The sequence below is a fragment of the Cupriavidus taiwanensis LMG 19424 genome (genome assembly GCF_000069785.1).
GTDB lineage: Bacteria > Pseudomonadota > Gammaproteobacteria > Burkholderiales > Burkholderiaceae > Cupriavidus > Cupriavidus taiwanensis.
On record NC_010528.1, the window covers coordinates 1,041,813 to 1,057,429 of the forward strand.

The window sequence follows — 15,617 nt, forward strand, 5'->3', positions numbered from 1 at the left end:
GCGCAAAGAACCGTAGACCGCGCTGGTGCATTGCAGTATCATCGACGGTTCACACGACATCAGTGGTTGTCTCATCCGGCCGCTTATGAGGCGGTCTTCCATGCAGACGCGCACCGCTTGAACCCGAGCCACAAGTTCGGCAGAGAGCATCCAAACAATTTTTTGCCGAAAATTGCAAAGGACTGAAATGAACATGCCCAGCGCGGAATTCTCCCACGCCGACAGCAATTCATCTGCCGCGCCCGAAATGATCGGGGCGGAAATTCTCGTTCACGCACTTGCCGAAGAAGGCGTCGAGTACGTCTGGGGCTATCCCGGCGGCGCAGTGCTGTACATCTACGACGAGCTCCACAAGCAAAAGAAGTTCGAGCACATCCTGGTGCGCCACGAGCAGGCCGCGGTCCATGCCGCGGATGGCTATGCGCGTGCAACCGGCAAGGTGGGCGTCGCCCTGGTGACCTCCGGTCCCGGCGTGACCAATGCCGTCACCGGCATCGCCACCGCGTACCTCGACTCGATCCCGATGGTGGTGATCACCGGCAACGTGCCGACCCACGCCATCGGCCAGGACGCCTTCCAGGAGTGCGACACCGTCGGCATTACCCGCCCGATCGTCAAGCACAACTTCCTGGTGAAGGACGTGCGCGATCTCGCCGCGACCATCAAGAAGGCGTTCTTCATTGCCTCGACCGGGCGTCCCGGCCCGGTGGTGGTGGACATCCCCAAGGATGTCTCGCGCAATGCCTGCAAGTACGAGTACCCCAAGTCGATCGACATGCGCTCGTACAACCCGGTCAACAAGGGCCACTCGGGCCAGATCCGCAAGGCGGTTGCGCTGCTGCAGAATGCCGAGCGTCCGTACATCTACAGCGGCGGCGGCGTGGTGCTGGCCAATGCCAGCGATGAACTGCGCCAGCTGGCGGCGCTGACCGGCCACCCGGTCACCAACACGCTGATGGGCCTGGGCGCGTTCCCCGGCACCCACAAGCAGTTCGTCGGCATGCTCGGCATGCACGGCACGTATGAAGCCAACATGGCCATGCAGAACTGCGACGTGCTGATCGCCATCGGTGCCCGCTTCGACGACCGCGTGATCGGCAACCCTTCGCACTTCACCTCGCAGGCGCGCAAGATCATCCATATCGACATCGATCCGTCGTCGATTTCCAAGCGCGTCAAGGTCGACATCCCCATCGTCGGCAACGTCAAGGACGTGCTGCAGGAGCTGATCGCCCAGATCAAGGCGAGCGACGTCAAGCCCAAGCGCGAGGCGCTCGCCAGGTGGTGGGAGCAGATCGAGCAATGGCGCTCGGTGGACTGCCTGAAGTACGACCGCAGCTCCGAGATCATCAAGCCGCAATACGTGGTGGAAAAGATCTGGGAACTGACCCACGGCGACGCCTTCATCTGCTCCGATGTCGGCCAGCATCAGATGTGGGCCGCGCAGTTCTACAAGTTCAACGAGCCGCGCCGCTGGATCAACTCCGGCGGCCTGGGCACGATGGGCGTGGGCCTGCCGTACGCGATGGGCATCAAGAAGGCGTTCCCGGAGAAGGAAGTCGTCACCATCACCGGCGAGGGCTCGATCCAGATGTGCATCCAGGAGCTGTCGACCTGCCTGCAGTACGACACCCCGGTGAAGATCTGCTCGCTCAACAACGGCTACCTGGGCATGGTGCGCCAGTGGCAGGAGATCGAGTACGACAACCGCTACTCGCATTCCTACATGGATGCGCTGCCTGATTTCGTCAAGCTGGCCGAGGCCTATGGCCACGTCGGCATGCGCGTCGAGAAGAGCTCTGACGTCGAGCCGGCGCTGCGCGAGGCGTTCCGACTGAAGGACCGTACCGTGTTCCTGGACTTCCAGACCGATCCCACCGAAAACGTCTGGCCGATGGTCCAGGCAGGCAAGGGCATTTCCGAAATGCTGCTCGGCGCGGAGGACCTGTAAATGCGACACATCATTTCGGTCCTGCTGGAAAACGAAGCCGGCGCGCTGTCGCGCGTGGTGGGCCTGTTCTCGGCACGCGGCTACAACATCGAGACGCTGACCGTGGCGCCGACCGAGGATTCCTCGCTGTCGCGCATGACCATCGTCACCACCGGTTCGGACGACGTGATCGAGCAGATCACCAAGCACCTGAACCGCCTGGTCGAAGTGGTCAAGGTCGTCGACCTGACCGAAGGCGCGCACATCGAGCGCGAGCTGATGCTCGTCAAGGTGCGCGCGGTGGGCAAGGAGCGCGAGGAAATGAAGCGCACCGCCGACATCTTCCGCGGCCGCATCATCGATGTTACCGAGAAGACCTACACCATCGAGCTGACCGGCAACGGCGTCAAGCTTGATGCGTTCCTGGACGCGATCGACCGTACCGCCATCCTGGAGACCGTCCGTACCGGCGGCTCGGGCATCGGCCGCGGCGAGCGCATCCTGAAGGTCTGACCGGCCCCGGCTTATCCAACGGCTTCACGCAGTATCCCCGGGGCGGCGCGATCCGTGCGCACACGATGCGCGCGAGGATGCCGCCCCTCTCATACAAAAGACAGAGATTGAAGGAATCATCATGAAAGTGTTTTACGACAAGGACGCCGACCTCTCCCTGATCAAGGGCAAGAACGTCACCATCATCGGCTACGGCTCGCAGGGCCACGCCCACGCGCTGAACCTGAAGGATTCGGGCGTCAACGTGACGGTCGGCCTGCGCAAGAGCGGCGCGTCGTGGAACAAGGCCGTCAACGCCGGCCTGCAGGTCAAGGAAGTGGCCGAGGCCGTCAAGAATGCCGACGTGGTCATGATCCTGCTGCCGGACGAGCAGATCGCCGACGTGTACAAGAACGAAGTGCACGCCAACATCAAGGAAGGCGCCGCGCTGGCCTTCGCCCACGGCTTCAACGTGCACTACGGTGCCGTGATCCCGCGCGCCGACCTGGACGTGATCATGATCGCGCCGAAGGCCCCGGGCCACACCGTGCGCGCCACCTACACGCAAGGTGGCGGCGTGCCGCACCTGATCGCCGTGCACCAGAACAAGTCCGGCGCCGCCCGCGACATCGCCCTGTCGTACGCCACCGCGAACGGCGGCGGCCGTGCCGGCATCATCGAGACCAACTTCCGCGAAGAAACCGAAACCGACCTGTTCGGCGAGCAGGCCGTGCTGTGCGGCGGTACCGTCGAGCTGATCAAGGCTGGCTTCGAGACCCTGGTGGAAGCCGGCTACGCGCCGGAAATGGCCTACTTCGAGTGCCTGCACGAGCTGAAGCTGATCGTCGACCTGATCTACGAAGGCGGCATCGCCAACATGAACTACTCGATCTCCAACAACGCCGAATATGGTGAATACGTCACCGGCCCGCGCGTGGTGACCGAGGAGACCAAGAAGGCGATGAAGCAGTGCCTGAAGGACATCCAGACCGGCGAATACGCCAAGAGCTTCCTGCTCGAGAACAAGGCCGGCGCCCCGACCCTGATCTCGCGCCGCCGCCTGAACGCCGAGCACGAAATCGAAGTCGTGGGCGAGAAGCTGCGCGCGATGATGCCCTGGATCGCCAAGAACAAGATGGTCGACCAGTCGAAGAACTGATCTGTAGCGCTGCCTGATGGCCCGCGCCGCACGGCGGCGGGCCGAAGCCGTTCAGCGTTCCGTGCCTTGCCCTTCTATCATCGGAAGGGGATTGCCGGGACCTGAACGGCTTTTTGTTATCCTTGTCGAACTTTTCGGGCAAGGCGTGCGCCTGATGCTGCTCTGCGGCATGAACCGACATGAGCCAGCCAGCGCCGCCCCGGCGGATACCGCCGCCGCTGCACCTGCCTCGCCCTGATTTTGACTCCACCGAAACACGTACTGCATGAACTATCCTCATCCGCTGATCGCCCGTGAAGGCTGGCCGTTCCTGGCCGGCGCCTTTGTCATTTCGCTGCTGGTGCACGCCAGCGCGGGCTTCTGGTGGGCGCTGCCGCTGTGGATCATCACGGTGTTCGTGCTGCAGTTCTTCCGCGATCCGCCGCGTCCGATCCCGTCGGCGCCCAATGCGGTGCTGGCGCCGGCCGACGGCCGCATCGTCGTGGTCGAGAAGACCATGGATCCGTACGCCAACCGCGAGGCGCTGAAGATCAGCGTCTTCATGAACGTCTTCAACGTGCACTCGAACCGGGTCTCGGTCGACGGCGCGGTGGAGAAGGTCGAGTACTTTCCCGGCAAGTTCGTCAATGCCGACCTCGACAAAGCCTCGACCGAGAACGAGCGCAACGCCGTGGTGATCCGCCGCGCGGCGGATGGCCAGGTGGTCACGCTGGTGCAGGTCGCGGGCCTGGTGGCACGGCGCATCCTTTGCTACACCAAGGCCGGCGAGAACCTCTCGCGCGGCCAGCGCTACGGCTTTATCCGCTTCGGCTCGCGCGTCGACGTGTACCTGCCGCTCGACGCACGCCCGCGCGTGACCATCGGCGAGAAGGTATCGGCCTCGTCGACCATCCTCGCCGAACTCGACGTGAAGTAAGCGGCGGCCTGACCGGAGGACTGTGATGGTTGCCTTCCATCGACGTAACAAGCGCAACACCAGCGGCAACGTGACCCACCTGCGGCCGTTCCGCCACAACCAGCTGCGCGGCGCCGACGACGGCTTCGACGACGAAGCCACCGACGACCACGACATCGTCTACCAGCGCCCGCGCCGGCGCGGCATCTACCTGCTGCCCAACGCCTTCACCACCGCGGCGCTGTTCGCCGGCTTCTTCGCCATCGTGCAGGCGATGAACATGCGCTTCGACGCCGCCGCCATCGCCATCTTCGCGGCCATGGTGCTCGATGGCATGGACGGGCGCGTGGCGCGCATCACCAATACGCAAAGCGCGTTCGGCGAGCAATATGACTCGCTCTCGGACATGACCTCGTTCGGCGTCGCGCCGGCGCTGGTGATGTACGAATGGATCCTGCATGACCTGGGCAAGTGGGGCTGGATCGCCGCGTTCGTCTACTGCACCTGCGCGGCACTGCGGCTGGCGCGCTTCAACGCCAATATCGGCGTCATCGACAAGCGCTTCTTCCAGGGCCTGCCAAGCCCGGCAGCGGCGGCACTGGTGGCCGGCTTCGTCTGGCTGGTGATCGACAACAAGCTGCCGGTCAAGGAGCTGTGGATGCCGTGGGTGGCGTTCGGCATCACGCTGTACGCGGGGTTGTCGATGGTCTCCAACGCGCCGTTCTACAGCGGCAAGGCGCTCGACGTGCGCTATCGCGTGCCGTTCGGCATGATGGTGCTGGTCCTGGTGCTGTTCGTGGTGGTCTCGACCGACCCGCCGGTGGCGCTGTTCGGGCTGTTCGTGGCCTACGCGATTTCCGGCTATGTGCTATGGGCCTGGCGGGCCATGCATGGCAAGCCGGCGATCGAGAAGAAGCTGCGGGAATAAATGTCGGAAGGGCGCTCAGGCGCCCTTCATGCCTTGCGGAATTCACCATTGTTTTCATGCCGCGGCCAGCCAGTCGTGGCACTCTGCAGTGTTTTCCACTCACCGTCAGGAGGATGTCATGGGCATGTTCGACTTCATCAAGGAAGCGGGAGAAAAGCTGTTCGGCACCGGCGAGGCCAAGGCGGCGCAGGCAGCGGCCGCGGCGGATGCATCGGCGGAGAAGGTCGACGCCGCCAATCGCGCCGCGGGCGACGCGATCGAGGCGTATATCAAGAAGATGGGGCTGGACGCCACCGGGCTGATGGTGCAGGTCGACGGCTCGCAAGGCCTCGTCACGGTGTTCGGCGTGGCGCCCGACCAGGCCACGCGCGAGAAGATCATCCTGTGCGCCGGCAATGTCGAGGGCGTGGACAAGGTCGAGGACAAGATGTCGGTCAACGTCGAGTCGGCCGAGTCGCAATGGCATACCGTGGTCAAGGGCGACACGCTGTGGGCGATCGCGCAGGCCGCCTACGGCAACGGCGCCGAGTACAACAAGATCTTCGAGGCCAACAAGCCGATGCTGAGCCACCCGGACAAGATCTATCCGGGCCAGAAGCTGCGCATCCCGCCCAAGGGCTGAAGCCGTCGCCGGCGGCGCGTGCGGCAAAACCCTGTGTTGCGCCTGCGCGCCAAGTCGGCTATAGTCGCTGCCATGATTTCGCGCCAAGTCCTAATCGCCCGCACCACCCTAGGTGGCCTACTAGGCCATCAGGTCGGGACGCGCGCGCGCTAAGGACGGACTTACCCCTTAGCGCGGAATCCGCAAGGAATTTTCCAACGCCCCGGCCTGCTCCATGCACGCCGGGGCGTTTTGCATTCCACAGCCGTGGAGCGCGGAACAGGCGGTAAAGCCCCGGACGCAGCATGCCGGGGACAGCACACGATAAGCAATCAGGAGCTCCACACCATGTCTGACAAACTCATCATTTTCGACACCACCTTGCGTGACGGCGAGCAGTCGCCCGGCGCCTCGATGACCCGCGAGGAAAAGATCCGCATCGCGCGCCAGCTGGAACGCCTGAAGGTCGACGTGATCGAGGCCGGTTTCGCGGCGAGCTCCAACGGCGACTTCGAGGCGATCCGCTCGATCGCGCAAGTGGTCAAGGATTCCACCATCTGCTCGCTGGCCCGCGCCAACGACAAGGACATCGCCCGCGCCGCCGAGGCGCTCAAGCCGGCCAACTCGTTCCGCATCCACACCTTCATCGCCACGTCCGCGCTGCACATGGAGAAGAAGCTGCGCATGACGCCGGACCAGGTGTACGAGCAGGCCCGCCTGGCGGTGCGCTTTGCGCGCCAGTTCACCGACGATATCGAGTTCTCGCCGGAAGACGGCAGCCGCTCGGACATGGACTTCCTGTGCCGCGTGCTCGAAGGCGTGATCGCCGAGGGCGCCACCACCATCAACCTGCCCGATACCGTCGGCTATGCCGTGCCGGAAGGCTATGCCGGGCTGATCCGCTCGGTGCGCGAGCGCATTCCCAACTCGGACAAGGCGGTATGGTCGGTGCACTGCCATAACGATCTCGGCATGGCGGTGGCCAATTCGCTGGCGGCGGTCAAGCTCGGCGGCGCGCGCCAGATCGAATGCACCATCAACGGCCTGGGCGAGCGCGCCGGCAACACCAGCCTCGAGGAAGTCGTGATGGCGGTGAAGACGCGCCGCGACTACTTCAACCTCGACGTCGGCGTCGATACCACGCAGATCGTGCCGGCTTCGAAGCTGGTGTCGCAGATCACCGGTTTCGTGGTGCAGCCGAACAAGGCCGTGGTTGGCGCCAACGCCTTCGCGCATGCCTCGGGCATCCACCAGGACGGCGTGCTCAAGGCGCGCGACACCTACGAGATCATGCGCGCGGAGGACGTGGGCTGGACTGCCAACAAGATCGTGCTGGGCAAGCTGTCGGGCCGCAACGCCTTCAAGCAGCGCCTGCAGGAGCTGGGCATCGAGCTCGACAGCGAGAGCGAAGTCAACGCCGCCTTTGCCCGCTTCAAGGAGCTGGCCGACCAGAAGGCCGAGATCTTCGACGAAGACATCATGGCCATCGTCTCGAACGAGGCGCAGCATGACGCCAACGAACACTTCCGCTTTATCTCGCTGTCGCAGCGCTCCGAGACCGGCGAGCGTCCGCATGCGCGCGTGGTGTTCAGCATGGATGGCCAGGAGCAGAGCGGCGAGGGCGAGGGCAACGGCCCGGTCGACGCCACCCTGCATGCGATCGAATCCCGCGTGGCCAGCGGCGCCGAGATGGTGCTGTATTCGGTCAACGCCATCACCGGCGGCACCGAGGCGCAGGGCGAAGTGACCGTGCGCCTGTCCAAGGCGGGCCGCATCGTCAACGGCGTGGGTACCGACCCGGATATCGTCGCGGCCTCGGCCAAGGCCTACCTGGCCGCGCTCAACAAGCTGCACGACAAGGCCGTGCAGAAGATCAACCCGCAGATCTGACCCCGACTCCTGCGCAGACGGCGGAAGGCCTACCCGGCCTGAACGTACGGACCAGGCCCGCCATTCCCGACCCGGGGATGGCGGGCTTTTTCATGGGCACGCAGCGGGGTACACCGCGTGCGCATTAGAAAAAGCGGCGCTCGTCGGGGTCGTAGAGTGGATCGGGCGTGATCTGGGTCCGGCGCAGCACGCCGGCATCGTCGAAATAGAAGTGGAACAGCGACGGCCAGACGTCTTCGTGGAGGAAGCGGTAGGACCAGACCTCGTTGCGCATGCGCGGGTAGTAGCTGACGGGCAGCCGGGTCATGCCGAAGTGCTCGGCCACGTCGCGCTTGGTCCAGGTGTTGACCTGCGCCTTGTACAGCTCCGGCGTCGACAGCATGTTGCGGAACACGGTCAGGTTGCCGTTGCGGTCGAAGTCGGCGCCGTAGGCATACTGGCCCATCGGCTGCTTCGAGTAGATCCAGCGCGTGGTGCCGTCGCGCAGCGGGAACACATCGGTGGGCGGCCCGAACATGGCCTGCACCGCGGCTTGCGGCTGGCCCACCAGCCGGCTGCCTTCCTGCACCGGCATCAGCGTGGAGCAGGCGGACAGCACCGCGACGCCCAGCGCCAGCACGACGCGGCGCGCACCCTTGGCGATGATGGAATGCATGGCTGGACCTCGATCGATGTATGGGGTGTGGATACCGCCAGTGTAGTGCGGCAGGCAGGGTGTGCGCCAGACGCTGCTTTTGCGCGGATTTGCGGATAACCGGTGCGGATCTCCGTAAAACCGGCGGGGACGGGCCGGGCCCCGCGGGTATTTGCCCGTAACGGGGCGCTGCCGTACTATCCAGCGCTTTCCAGGAGAGACGAATGACGGTTGTGGCGCGGTGGCGGGGATGGCTGGGCGGGTTGTTGCTGGCGGCGGCGGCGGGTGCCTCGGCGCAGGAGCCGATCCGGCTGGGCATGATCGACGGCCTGTCCGGCCCGTTCGCCAATGCCGGCGAAGCGGTGGCGCGCAACCTGCGGCTGGCGATCGAGCGCATCAATGCGCGCGGCGGCGTCAAAACGGCCGAAGGTGCGCGGCCGCTGGAGCTGGTCACCTTCGACAGCAAGGGCAATGTCGATGAAAGCCTGATCCAGTTGCGCGCGCTGACCGACAAGCGCATTCCCTTTGTCTTGCAGGGCAACAGCTCGGCGGTGGCGGGAGCGCTGGTATCGGCCATCAATCGCCATAACGCCCGCCAGCCGGACGCGCGCGTGCTGTTCCTGAACTATTCGGCGGTCGATCCCAGCCTGACCAACGAGAACTGCAGCTTCTGGCATTTCCGCTTCGATGCCAGCGCCGACATGCGCATGCAGGCGCTGACCGAGGTGATCCGCCAGGACCAGGCGGTGCGCCGCGTGTACCTGATCGACCAGGACTACAGCTTCGGCCACCAGGTGTCGCGCTCGGCGCGGGAGATGCTGGCGGCACGCCGGCCGGATATCCAGATCGTCGGCGACGAGTTCCACCCGATCGGCAAGATCAAGGATTTCGCGCCGTATATCGCCAAGATCAAGGCCAGCGGCGCGGACGCCGTCATTACCGGCAACTGGGGCAACGACCTGACGCTGATGGTCAAGGCCGCGCGTGAGGGCGGGCTGCGGGCCAAGTTCTATACCTTCTACGGCAATGGCCTGGGCGCGCCCGCCGCCATGGGCGATGCCGGGGTGGGGCGCGTGCTGGCCGTGGCCGAGTGGCATCCCAACGTGGGCGGCGCGGCGTCCGACGCGTTCTACCAGGAATTCCGCGCGCGCTATCCCGAGCCGAAGGACGACTACGTCCACCTGCGCATGCAGATGATGGTCGAGATGCTGGCGCGCGCGATCACGCAGGCCGGGTCGACCGATGCAGTGAAGGTGGCGCGCGCCCTCGAGCACATGCGCTACGTCAATGACTTCCACGAGGCCACCGTGCGGGCCGACGACCACCAGGTGCTGCAGCCGCTGTATGTGTCGGTGATGGAGCGCCAGGGCGGCGCGGTGCGCTTCGACAACGAGGGCTCGGGCTATGGCTTCCGCACCGTGCGCAAGCTCAAGGCAGCGCAGACCACGCTGCCCACCACCTGCCGGATGGAGCGTCCGTGAGCGGCGGGGCGCCGGGTACTCCTGCGCCGGCTTTTCGGCTATAATCCGCGGCTGTCGTTACCTGGCCCCCGGTCCGGTGGCGGCAGCAGCCAGTCATTACATGGCACGACGCATGCGGCGCATCCCGCGCTGTGGCGTTCGCAAGTGAAAGGAAATCATCATGGCAGTCGCCGATATCAACAAGTCCGAAGTCATCAAGCAGTTCGCACGTGGCGCCAACGACACTGGCAGCCCGGAAGTGCAAGTGGCCCTGCTGACCACCCGCATCAACGAACTGACCCCGCACTTCAAGGCCAACATGAAGGACCACCACAGCCGCCGCGGCCTGCTGCGCATGGTGAGCCGCCGTCGCCGCCTGCTGGACTACCTCAAGTCCAACGATGCCGACCGTTACCGCGCCCTGATCGAAAAGCTGGGTCTGCGCAAGTAAGGTTGCGTCCGATGGCAGCGCGATTCCAGGGTGTGCACGGTTTCGCGTGAGGCCTCGATGCCTGCTTCAGCACTGCTGGGCAGGCATTTTGCATTTCTGGCGGGGCGAATCCGCTGCGCCCGGGTGCAGGCTGTTAAATGGAGTGATTTTAGCTTCACGCCGTCCGGCCATGTCCATGGCGCGGGCGCCGTTGCGGCAAGCTGCGCAACGGAGTAAGTTGTTCTTTTTATCCAACATCCCGGATCGGGCAAGGAAACAGGGCTTTGTGTCATTCCAGCACGGCATCGGCAAGGCTGGTGCCGCGCTGGAATGGCATAGCACTTCCCTGCGACCGCGACCGGCAACCCGGCAGTTTGCCTGCGGCTGAGAACGCAGGCGTCGCCGGCCGCGCGCGTGTCATTGCGTAGATCGCGCGGCCAGTACGCAAGTCAAGGAATGCACATGTCCATGTTCAACAAGGTCGTCAAGGAATTCCAGTGGGGCCAGCACAAGGTCCGCATGGAAACCGGCGAAATCGCCCGCCAGGCCGGCGGTGCCGTGCTGGTCGATGTGGAAGACACCGTGGTGCTGGCGACCGTGGTCGCCGCCAAGAGCCCGAAGCCGGGCCAGGACTTCTTCCCGCTGACCGTCGACTACATCGAGAAGACCTATGCCGCCGGCAAGATCCCGGGCGGCTTCTTCAAGCGTGAAGGCCGTCCGTCGGAAAACGAGACGCTGACCTCGCGTCTGATCGATCGCCCGCTGCGCCCGCTGTTCCCGGAAGGTTTCTACAACGACGTGCAGGTGGTGGTGCACGTGGTGTCGCTGAACCCGGAAGTCCCCGCCGACATCCCCGCGCTGATCGGCGCCTCGGCCGCGCTGGCCGTGTCGGGCATCCCGTTCAACGGCCCGGTGGGCGCCGCGCGCGTGGGCTACAAGGATGGCCAGTACCTGCTGAACCCGACCCGCTCGCAGATCGCCACCTCGGACCTGGACCTGGTGGTCGCCGGCACCGAGCGCGCCGTGCTGATGGTGGAATCGGAAGCCAACCAGCTGTCCGAAGACGTGATGCTGGGCGCCGTGGTCTATGGCCACGAGCAGATGCAGACCGCCATCAACGCCATCCATGAACTGGTGCGCGAAGGCGGCAAGCCCGAGTGGGACTGGGCCCCGGCAGCCAAGAACGAACCGCTGATCGCCAAGGTGACTGAAGTCGCGCTGCCGCTGCTGCAGGAAGCCTACCAGCTGCGCCAGAAGTCGGCGCGCAGCCAGAAGCTGAAGGAAGTGTCGGCCAACGTGGCCGCCGCGCTGGCCGAAGCCGGCGTCGAAGCCGACAAGGTGGAAGTCGGCAACATCATGTTCGACCTGGAAGCGAAGATCGTGCGCGGCCAGATCCTGAACGGCGAGCCGCGCATCGACGGCCGCGACACCCGCACCGTGCGCCCGATCGAGATCCGTTCCTCGGTGCTGCCGCGCGCGCACGGCTCGGCGCTGTTCACCCGCGGCGAGACGCAGGCGCTGGTGGTGGCCACGCTGGGTACCAAGAGCGACGAGCAGATCATCGACGCGCTGGCCGGCGAGTACCGCGACCGCTTCATGCTCCACTACAACATGCCCCCGTTCGCCACCGGCGAGACCGGCCGCGTGGGCAGCCCGAAGCGCCGCGAAATCGGCCACGGCCGCCTGGCCAAGCGCGCACTGATCCCGGTGCTGCCGAAGGAAGACGAGTTCGCCTACACCATCCGCCTGGTTTCGGAAATCACCGAGTCCAACGGTTCGTCGTCGATGGCTTCGGTCTGCGGCGGCTGCCTGGCACTGATGGACGCCGGCGTTCCGGTCAAGGCGCACGTGGCCGGCGTGGCCATGGGCCTGATCCTGGAAGGCAACAAGTTTGCCGTGCTGACCGACATCCTGGGCGATGAAGACCACCTGGGCGACATGGACTTCAAGGTGGCGGGTACCGACAACGGCATCACCGCGCTGCAGATGGACATCAAGGTGCAGGGCATCACCAAGGAGATCATGCAGGTTGCGCTGGCGCAGGCCAAGGAAGGCCGCCTGCATATCCTGTCGAACATGCAGGAAGCGATGGGCCACGCCCGCACCGAACTGTCGGCGCACGCCCCGCGTATGATCACCATGAAGATCCATCCGGACAAGATCCGCGAAGTGATCGGCAAGGGCGGCTCGACCATCCAGGCGCTGACCAAGGAAACCGGCACCACCATCGACATCCAGGAAGACGGCACCATCACCATCGCCTCGACCTCGACCGAAGGCATGGCCGAAGCCAAGCGCCGCATCGAGGGCATCACCGCGGAAGCCGAAGTGGGCAAGATCTACGCCGGTACCGTGCTGAAGCTGCTGGACTTCGGCGCCATCGTCAACATCCTGCCGGGCAAGGATGGCCTGCTGCACATCTCGGAAATCGTCAACGAGCGTGTGAAGGACATCAAGGACTGGCTGAAGGAAGGCCAGCAGGTTCGCGTCAAGCTGATCCAGGCCGACGAGAAGGGCCGCCTGCGCCTGTCGCTGAAGGCCGCGCTGGCGGAAGAGGGCGGCAGCATCAGCCCGATCAACGCTGGCGAGAGCGCCGCGCCGGCAGCGCCGGCCGGTGGCTCGGAACAGCAGTAATCTCACGGGCAGTTCTGCCCGCCGGCGCCTCCGGATGGCGGCGCCACCAGAAAGCGGCTGGACCATGTCCAGCCGTTTTTTTGTTTACACTGCCGGCAACCCTATCGAGCGCAAGCTCACACCGACCCGACAGAAGACAAGGAGCAGCAAGCATGCAAGCCATCGAGATCCGCGAATACGGCGCCCCCGAGGTCCTCCAGCTGACCGAGCGTCCCGATCCCGTGCCGGGCGCGGGCGAAGTCCTGATCCGCGTGGCTGCCGCCGGCGTCAACCGTCCCGACGTGTTCCAGCGTACCGGCAACTACCCCGTGCCGCCGGGCGCATCCGACCTGCCCGGCCTGGAAGTGGCCGGCGTGGTGGTGGGCGGCGACCTCGGCCACGCCGACAATCGCTTCGGCCTCAAGGTGGGTGACCGCGTCTGTGCGCTGGTGCAGGGCGGCGGCTATGCGCAGCTGTGCACCGCGCCGCTGGCGCAGGTCCTGCCCGCGCCGCAAGGCCTTAGCGATATCGAGGCCGCGGCGCTGCCGGAGACGTTCTTCACCGTGTGGAGCAATGTGTTCGACCGCGGCTATCTGGGCCAGGGCCCGCGCGGCAAGGAGGAAACCCTGCTGATCCAGGGCGGCTCCAGCGGCATTGGCACCACTGCGATCCAGGTCGCCAAGGCGCTGGGCTTCAAGGTGTTCGTCACCGCCGGCACCGACGAAAAGTGCAAGGCCTGCGAAGACCTCGGCGCCGATCGCGCGATCAACTACAAGACCCAGGACTTCGTCGCCGAAGTGGCCGCGTTGACCGGCGGCAAGGGCGTCGACGTGATCCTCGACATGGTCGCCGGCCCGTACCTGGCGCGCGAGCTCAAGTGCATCGCCGATGACGGCCGCATCGTCATCATCGCGCTGCTGGGCGGCGCCAAGGCGGAGATTCCGCTGGGCGACATCCTGCGCCGGCGCATCACGGTGACCGGCTCCACGCTGCGCCCGCGCCCGGCATCGTTCAAGGGCAAGATTGCCGCGGCGCTGCATGAGCAGGTGTGGCCGCTGCTGGCGGCAGGCAAGATCAAGCCGGTGATCCACAAGGTGTTCCCGGCCGCGCAGGCCGCCGACGCGCACCGCCTGATGGAGTCCAGCGAGCACATCGGCAAGATCGTGCTGACCTGGTAAGCCCGGGCGTCGCCGTGGCGCATCGATGTGCTGCGCCCGCCGCCAGTGGGCGGCGGTAGCGCCTTGCCCCTGCCACACGCTACAATAGCGGGTTTGATTTGGGAGGGGCACCTCGTGAGACAAAAGCTCGTCATCGGCAATTGGAAGATGCACGGCAGCCTAGCTGCCAACGCGGCTCTGCTGGAAGGCATCCAGGCTGGCGCGGGTGTGGCCCGCGCGACGCTGGCAGTCTGCGCGCCGTTCCCCTATCTTGCACAATGCCAGGCGCTGCTGAATGGCTCGAAGGTGGCCTGGGGTGCACAGGACGTGTCAGCGGAAGCGCGCGGCGCCTTCACCGGCGAAGTGGCGGCCTCCATGCTGGGGGAGTTCGGCTGCACCTATGTGCTGGTCGGCCACTCCGAGCGCCGCACCTACCATGGCGAGACCGACCAGGCCGTCGCGGCCAAGGCGCTGCGCGCGCTGGAATTCGGCATCGTCCCGGTGGTCTGCGTGGGCGAGACGCTGGCCCAGCGCGAGGCGGGCGAGACCGAGGCCGTGGTCGGCAGGCAGCTGCAGGCGGTGCTCGAAGCCCTGACCGTGGAGCAACTCGGCCGCGTGGTGCTGGCTTATGAGCCGGTCTGGGCCATCGGTACCGGCAAGACTGCCACCAGCGAGCAGGCGCAGGCGGTGCATGCCTTCCTGCGCGGCCAGGTTGCCGCGCGCGATGCGGGCGTGGCCGGGCGCATGGCAATCCTGTACGGCGGCAGCGTCAAGCCCGACAATGCGGCCGAACTGTTTTCGATGACCGATATCGACGGGGGCCTGATTGGCGGCGCCTCGCTCAAGTCGGAAGATTTTCTCGCGATCGGCAACGCCTGAATGCCGGCCGTTCCGATCGACCGATCAGGCAAGTAAGCTTATTTAAATCAAATGGCAATCTTCAAGACTTTGTTGGTGGTGCTGCAGGTGTTGTCGGCGCTGGGCGTAATCGGCCTGGTGCTGATCCAGCATGGCAAGGGCGCCGATGTGGGCGCGGCCTTTGGCTCCGGCGCCTCCGGCAGCCTGTTCGGCGCCACCGGCTCGGCAAACTTCCTGTCGCGCACCACCGCCGTGCTGGCCACGCTGTTCTTCGTCTGCACGCTGGCGCTGACGCTGCTGGGCAACTACAAGCCCGCGGCCTCGCTGGGCGTGATGGGCGCGGCGCCGGCATCGGCGCCCGCCGCGGCCGGTGCCTCGGCACCCGCCGCAGCGCCGGCTGCCGCCGCGGACGCCTCGGCGCCGGCAGCTCCCGCGGTACCGAAATAATCCGATTGCCTTGCGGCGGATTCCTGAGTTTTTTTGCAGTTGTGCGTTGAACAAAGCAAGAAATTTGGGTTAGAATGCAAGGCTTGAAACGATTCCCCAGCGATGGGTTCCGCGCAAAGACGA

14 protein-coding genes are annotated in these 15,617 nt (G+C 65.4%); 13 read left to right on the forward strand and 1 reads right to left on the reverse strand.

Features of this window, described 5'->3' with window-relative positions; all coding sequences use genetic code 11:
* The first annotated feature begins 187 nt into the window (after window positions 1-187).
* The 7 genes from RALTA_RS04840 (at window position 188) to RALTA_RS04870 (ending at window position 7,895) form a co-directional block, all read left to right on the forward strand.
* The gene (locus RALTA_RS04840) at window positions 188-1,951 is read left to right on the forward strand and encodes an acetolactate synthase 3 catalytic subunit (RefSeq protein WP_012352316.1); all 1,764 of its coding nucleotides are present in this window, start codon (window positions 188-190) and stop codon (window positions 1,949-1,951) included.
* Entirely contained in the window at window positions 1,952-2,443 is a 492-nt protein-coding gene (gene ilvN / locus RALTA_RS04845) for an acetolactate synthase small subunit (RefSeq protein WP_012352317.1), read from the forward strand.
* 121 nt (window positions 2,444-2,564) lie between these two features.
* Window positions 2,565-3,581 carry a ketol-acid reductoisomerase gene (ilvC, locus tag RALTA_RS04850; protein WP_012352318.1) on the forward strand — a complete coding sequence of 339 codons (1,017 nt, stop codon included), beginning with the start codon at window positions 2,565-2,567 and terminating at the stop codon, window positions 3,579-3,581.
* 265 nt (window positions 3,582-3,846) lie between these two features.
* Complete coding sequence (locus RALTA_RS04855; RefSeq protein WP_012352319.1) at window positions 3,847-4,497, forward strand: phosphatidylserine decarboxylase; 651 nt, start codon at window positions 3,847-3,849, stop codon at window positions 4,495-4,497.
* 25 nt (window positions 4,498-4,522) lie between these two features.
* The gene (gene pssA, locus RALTA_RS04860; protein ID WP_012352320.1) at window positions 4,523-5,404 is read left to right on the forward strand and encodes a CDP-diacylglycerol--serine O-phosphatidyltransferase; all 882 of its coding nucleotides are present in this window, start codon (window positions 4,523-4,525) and stop codon (window positions 5,402-5,404) included.
* A 118-nt stretch (window positions 5,405-5,522) separates the two neighbouring features.
* A complete protein-coding gene (gene lysM, locus RALTA_RS04865) occupies window positions 5,523-6,026 on the forward strand; it encodes a peptidoglycan-binding protein LysM (RefSeq protein WP_012352321.1) in 504 nt (167 codons plus the stop codon).
* A gap of 327 nt (window positions 6,027-6,353) precedes the next feature.
* The gene (locus RALTA_RS04870) at window positions 6,354-7,895 is read left to right on the forward strand and encodes a 2-isopropylmalate synthase (protein WP_012352322.1); all 1,542 of its coding nucleotides are present in this window, start codon (window positions 6,354-6,356) and stop codon (window positions 7,893-7,895) included.
* Between the two features lie 124 nt (window positions 7,896-8,019).
* Here the strand turns inward: RALTA_RS04870 and RALTA_RS04875 are convergent, their stop codons facing one another.
* Window positions 8,020-8,550, reverse strand: a complete 531-nt coding sequence (locus RALTA_RS04875; protein WP_012352323.1) for a hypothetical protein — start codon at window positions 8,548-8,550, stop codon at window positions 8,020-8,022.
* Window positions 8,551-8,753: 203 nt separating this feature from the next.
* Here RALTA_RS04875 and RALTA_RS04880 point away from each other — a divergent pair, with 203 nt between their 5' ends.
* The 6 genes from RALTA_RS04880 (at window position 8,754) to secG (ending at window position 15,494) form a co-directional block, all read left to right on the forward strand.
* Window positions 8,754-10,010, forward strand: coding sequence for a branched-chain amino acid ABC transporter substrate-binding protein (locus RALTA_RS04880; protein WP_012352324.1), 1,257 nt, complete (start codon window positions 8,754-8,756; stop codon window positions 10,008-10,010).
* Between the two features lie 160 nt (window positions 10,011-10,170).
* On the forward strand, window positions 10,171-10,440 hold the full coding sequence (gene rpsO / locus RALTA_RS04885) for a 30S ribosomal protein S15 (RefSeq protein WP_010809136.1): 270 nt from the start codon (window positions 10,171-10,173) through the stop codon (window positions 10,438-10,440).
* A 441-nt stretch (window positions 10,441-10,881) separates the two neighbouring features.
* Window positions 10,882-13,053, forward strand: a complete 2,172-nt coding sequence (pnp, locus tag RALTA_RS04890; protein ID WP_012352326.1) for a polyribonucleotide nucleotidyltransferase — start codon at window positions 10,882-10,884, stop codon at window positions 13,051-13,053.
* A 152-nt stretch (window positions 13,054-13,205) separates the two neighbouring features.
* Window positions 13,206-14,210, forward strand: coding sequence for an NAD(P)H-quinone oxidoreductase (locus RALTA_RS04895; RefSeq protein WP_012352327.1), 1,005 nt, complete (start codon window positions 13,206-13,208; stop codon window positions 14,208-14,210).
* Window positions 14,211-14,324: 114 nt separating this feature from the next.
* Entirely contained in the window at window positions 14,325-15,068 is a 744-nt protein-coding gene (tpiA, locus tag RALTA_RS04900; protein WP_012352328.1) for a triose-phosphate isomerase, read from the forward strand.
* Window positions 15,069-15,119: 51 nt separating this feature from the next.
* The gene (gene secG, locus RALTA_RS04905) at window positions 15,120-15,494 is read left to right on the forward strand and encodes a preprotein translocase subunit SecG (protein ID WP_012352329.1); all 375 of its coding nucleotides are present in this window, start codon (window positions 15,120-15,122) and stop codon (window positions 15,492-15,494) included.
* Window positions 15,495-15,617: the final 123 nt, after the last annotated feature.

Coding starts and splice junctions, on each gene's coding strand:
- RALTA_RS04840 (WP_012352316.1), top strand. CDS start 188: ATGAACATGCCCAGCGCGGAATTCTCCCACGCCGACAGCAATTCATCT.
- ilvN (WP_012352317.1), top strand. CDS start 1,952: ATGCGACACATCATTTCGGTCCTGCTGGAAAACGAAGCCGGCGCGCTG.
- ilvC (WP_012352318.1), top strand. CDS start 2,565: ATGAAAGTGTTTTACGACAAGGACGCCGACCTCTCCCTGATCAAGGGC.
- RALTA_RS04855 (WP_012352319.1), top strand. CDS start 3,847: ATGAACTATCCTCATCCGCTGATCGCCCGTGAAGGCTGGCCGTTCCTG.
- pssA (WP_012352320.1), top strand. CDS start 4,523: ATGGTTGCCTTCCATCGACGTAACAAGCGCAACACCAGCGGCAACGTG.
- lysM (WP_012352321.1), top strand. CDS start 5,523: ATGGGCATGTTCGACTTCATCAAGGAAGCGGGAGAAAAGCTGTTCGGC.
- RALTA_RS04870 (WP_012352322.1), top strand. CDS start 6,354: ATGTCTGACAAACTCATCATTTTCGACACCACCTTGCGTGACGGCGAG.
- RALTA_RS04875 (WP_012352323.1), bottom strand. CDS start 8,550: ATGCATTCCATCATCGCCAAGGGTGCGCGCCGCGTCGTGCTGGCGCTG.
- RALTA_RS04880 (WP_012352324.1), top strand. CDS start 8,754: ATGACGGTTGTGGCGCGGTGGCGGGGATGGCTGGGCGGGTTGTTGCTG.
- rpsO (WP_010809136.1), top strand. CDS start 10,171: ATGGCAGTCGCCGATATCAACAAGTCCGAAGTCATCAAGCAGTTCGCA.
- pnp (WP_012352326.1), top strand. CDS start 10,882: ATGTCCATGTTCAACAAGGTCGTCAAGGAATTCCAGTGGGGCCAGCAC.
- RALTA_RS04895 (WP_012352327.1), top strand. CDS start 13,206: ATGCAAGCCATCGAGATCCGCGAATACGGCGCCCCCGAGGTCCTCCAG.
- secG (WP_012352329.1), top strand. CDS start 15,120: ATGGCAATCTTCAAGACTTTGTTGGTGGTGCTGCAGGTGTTGTCGGCG.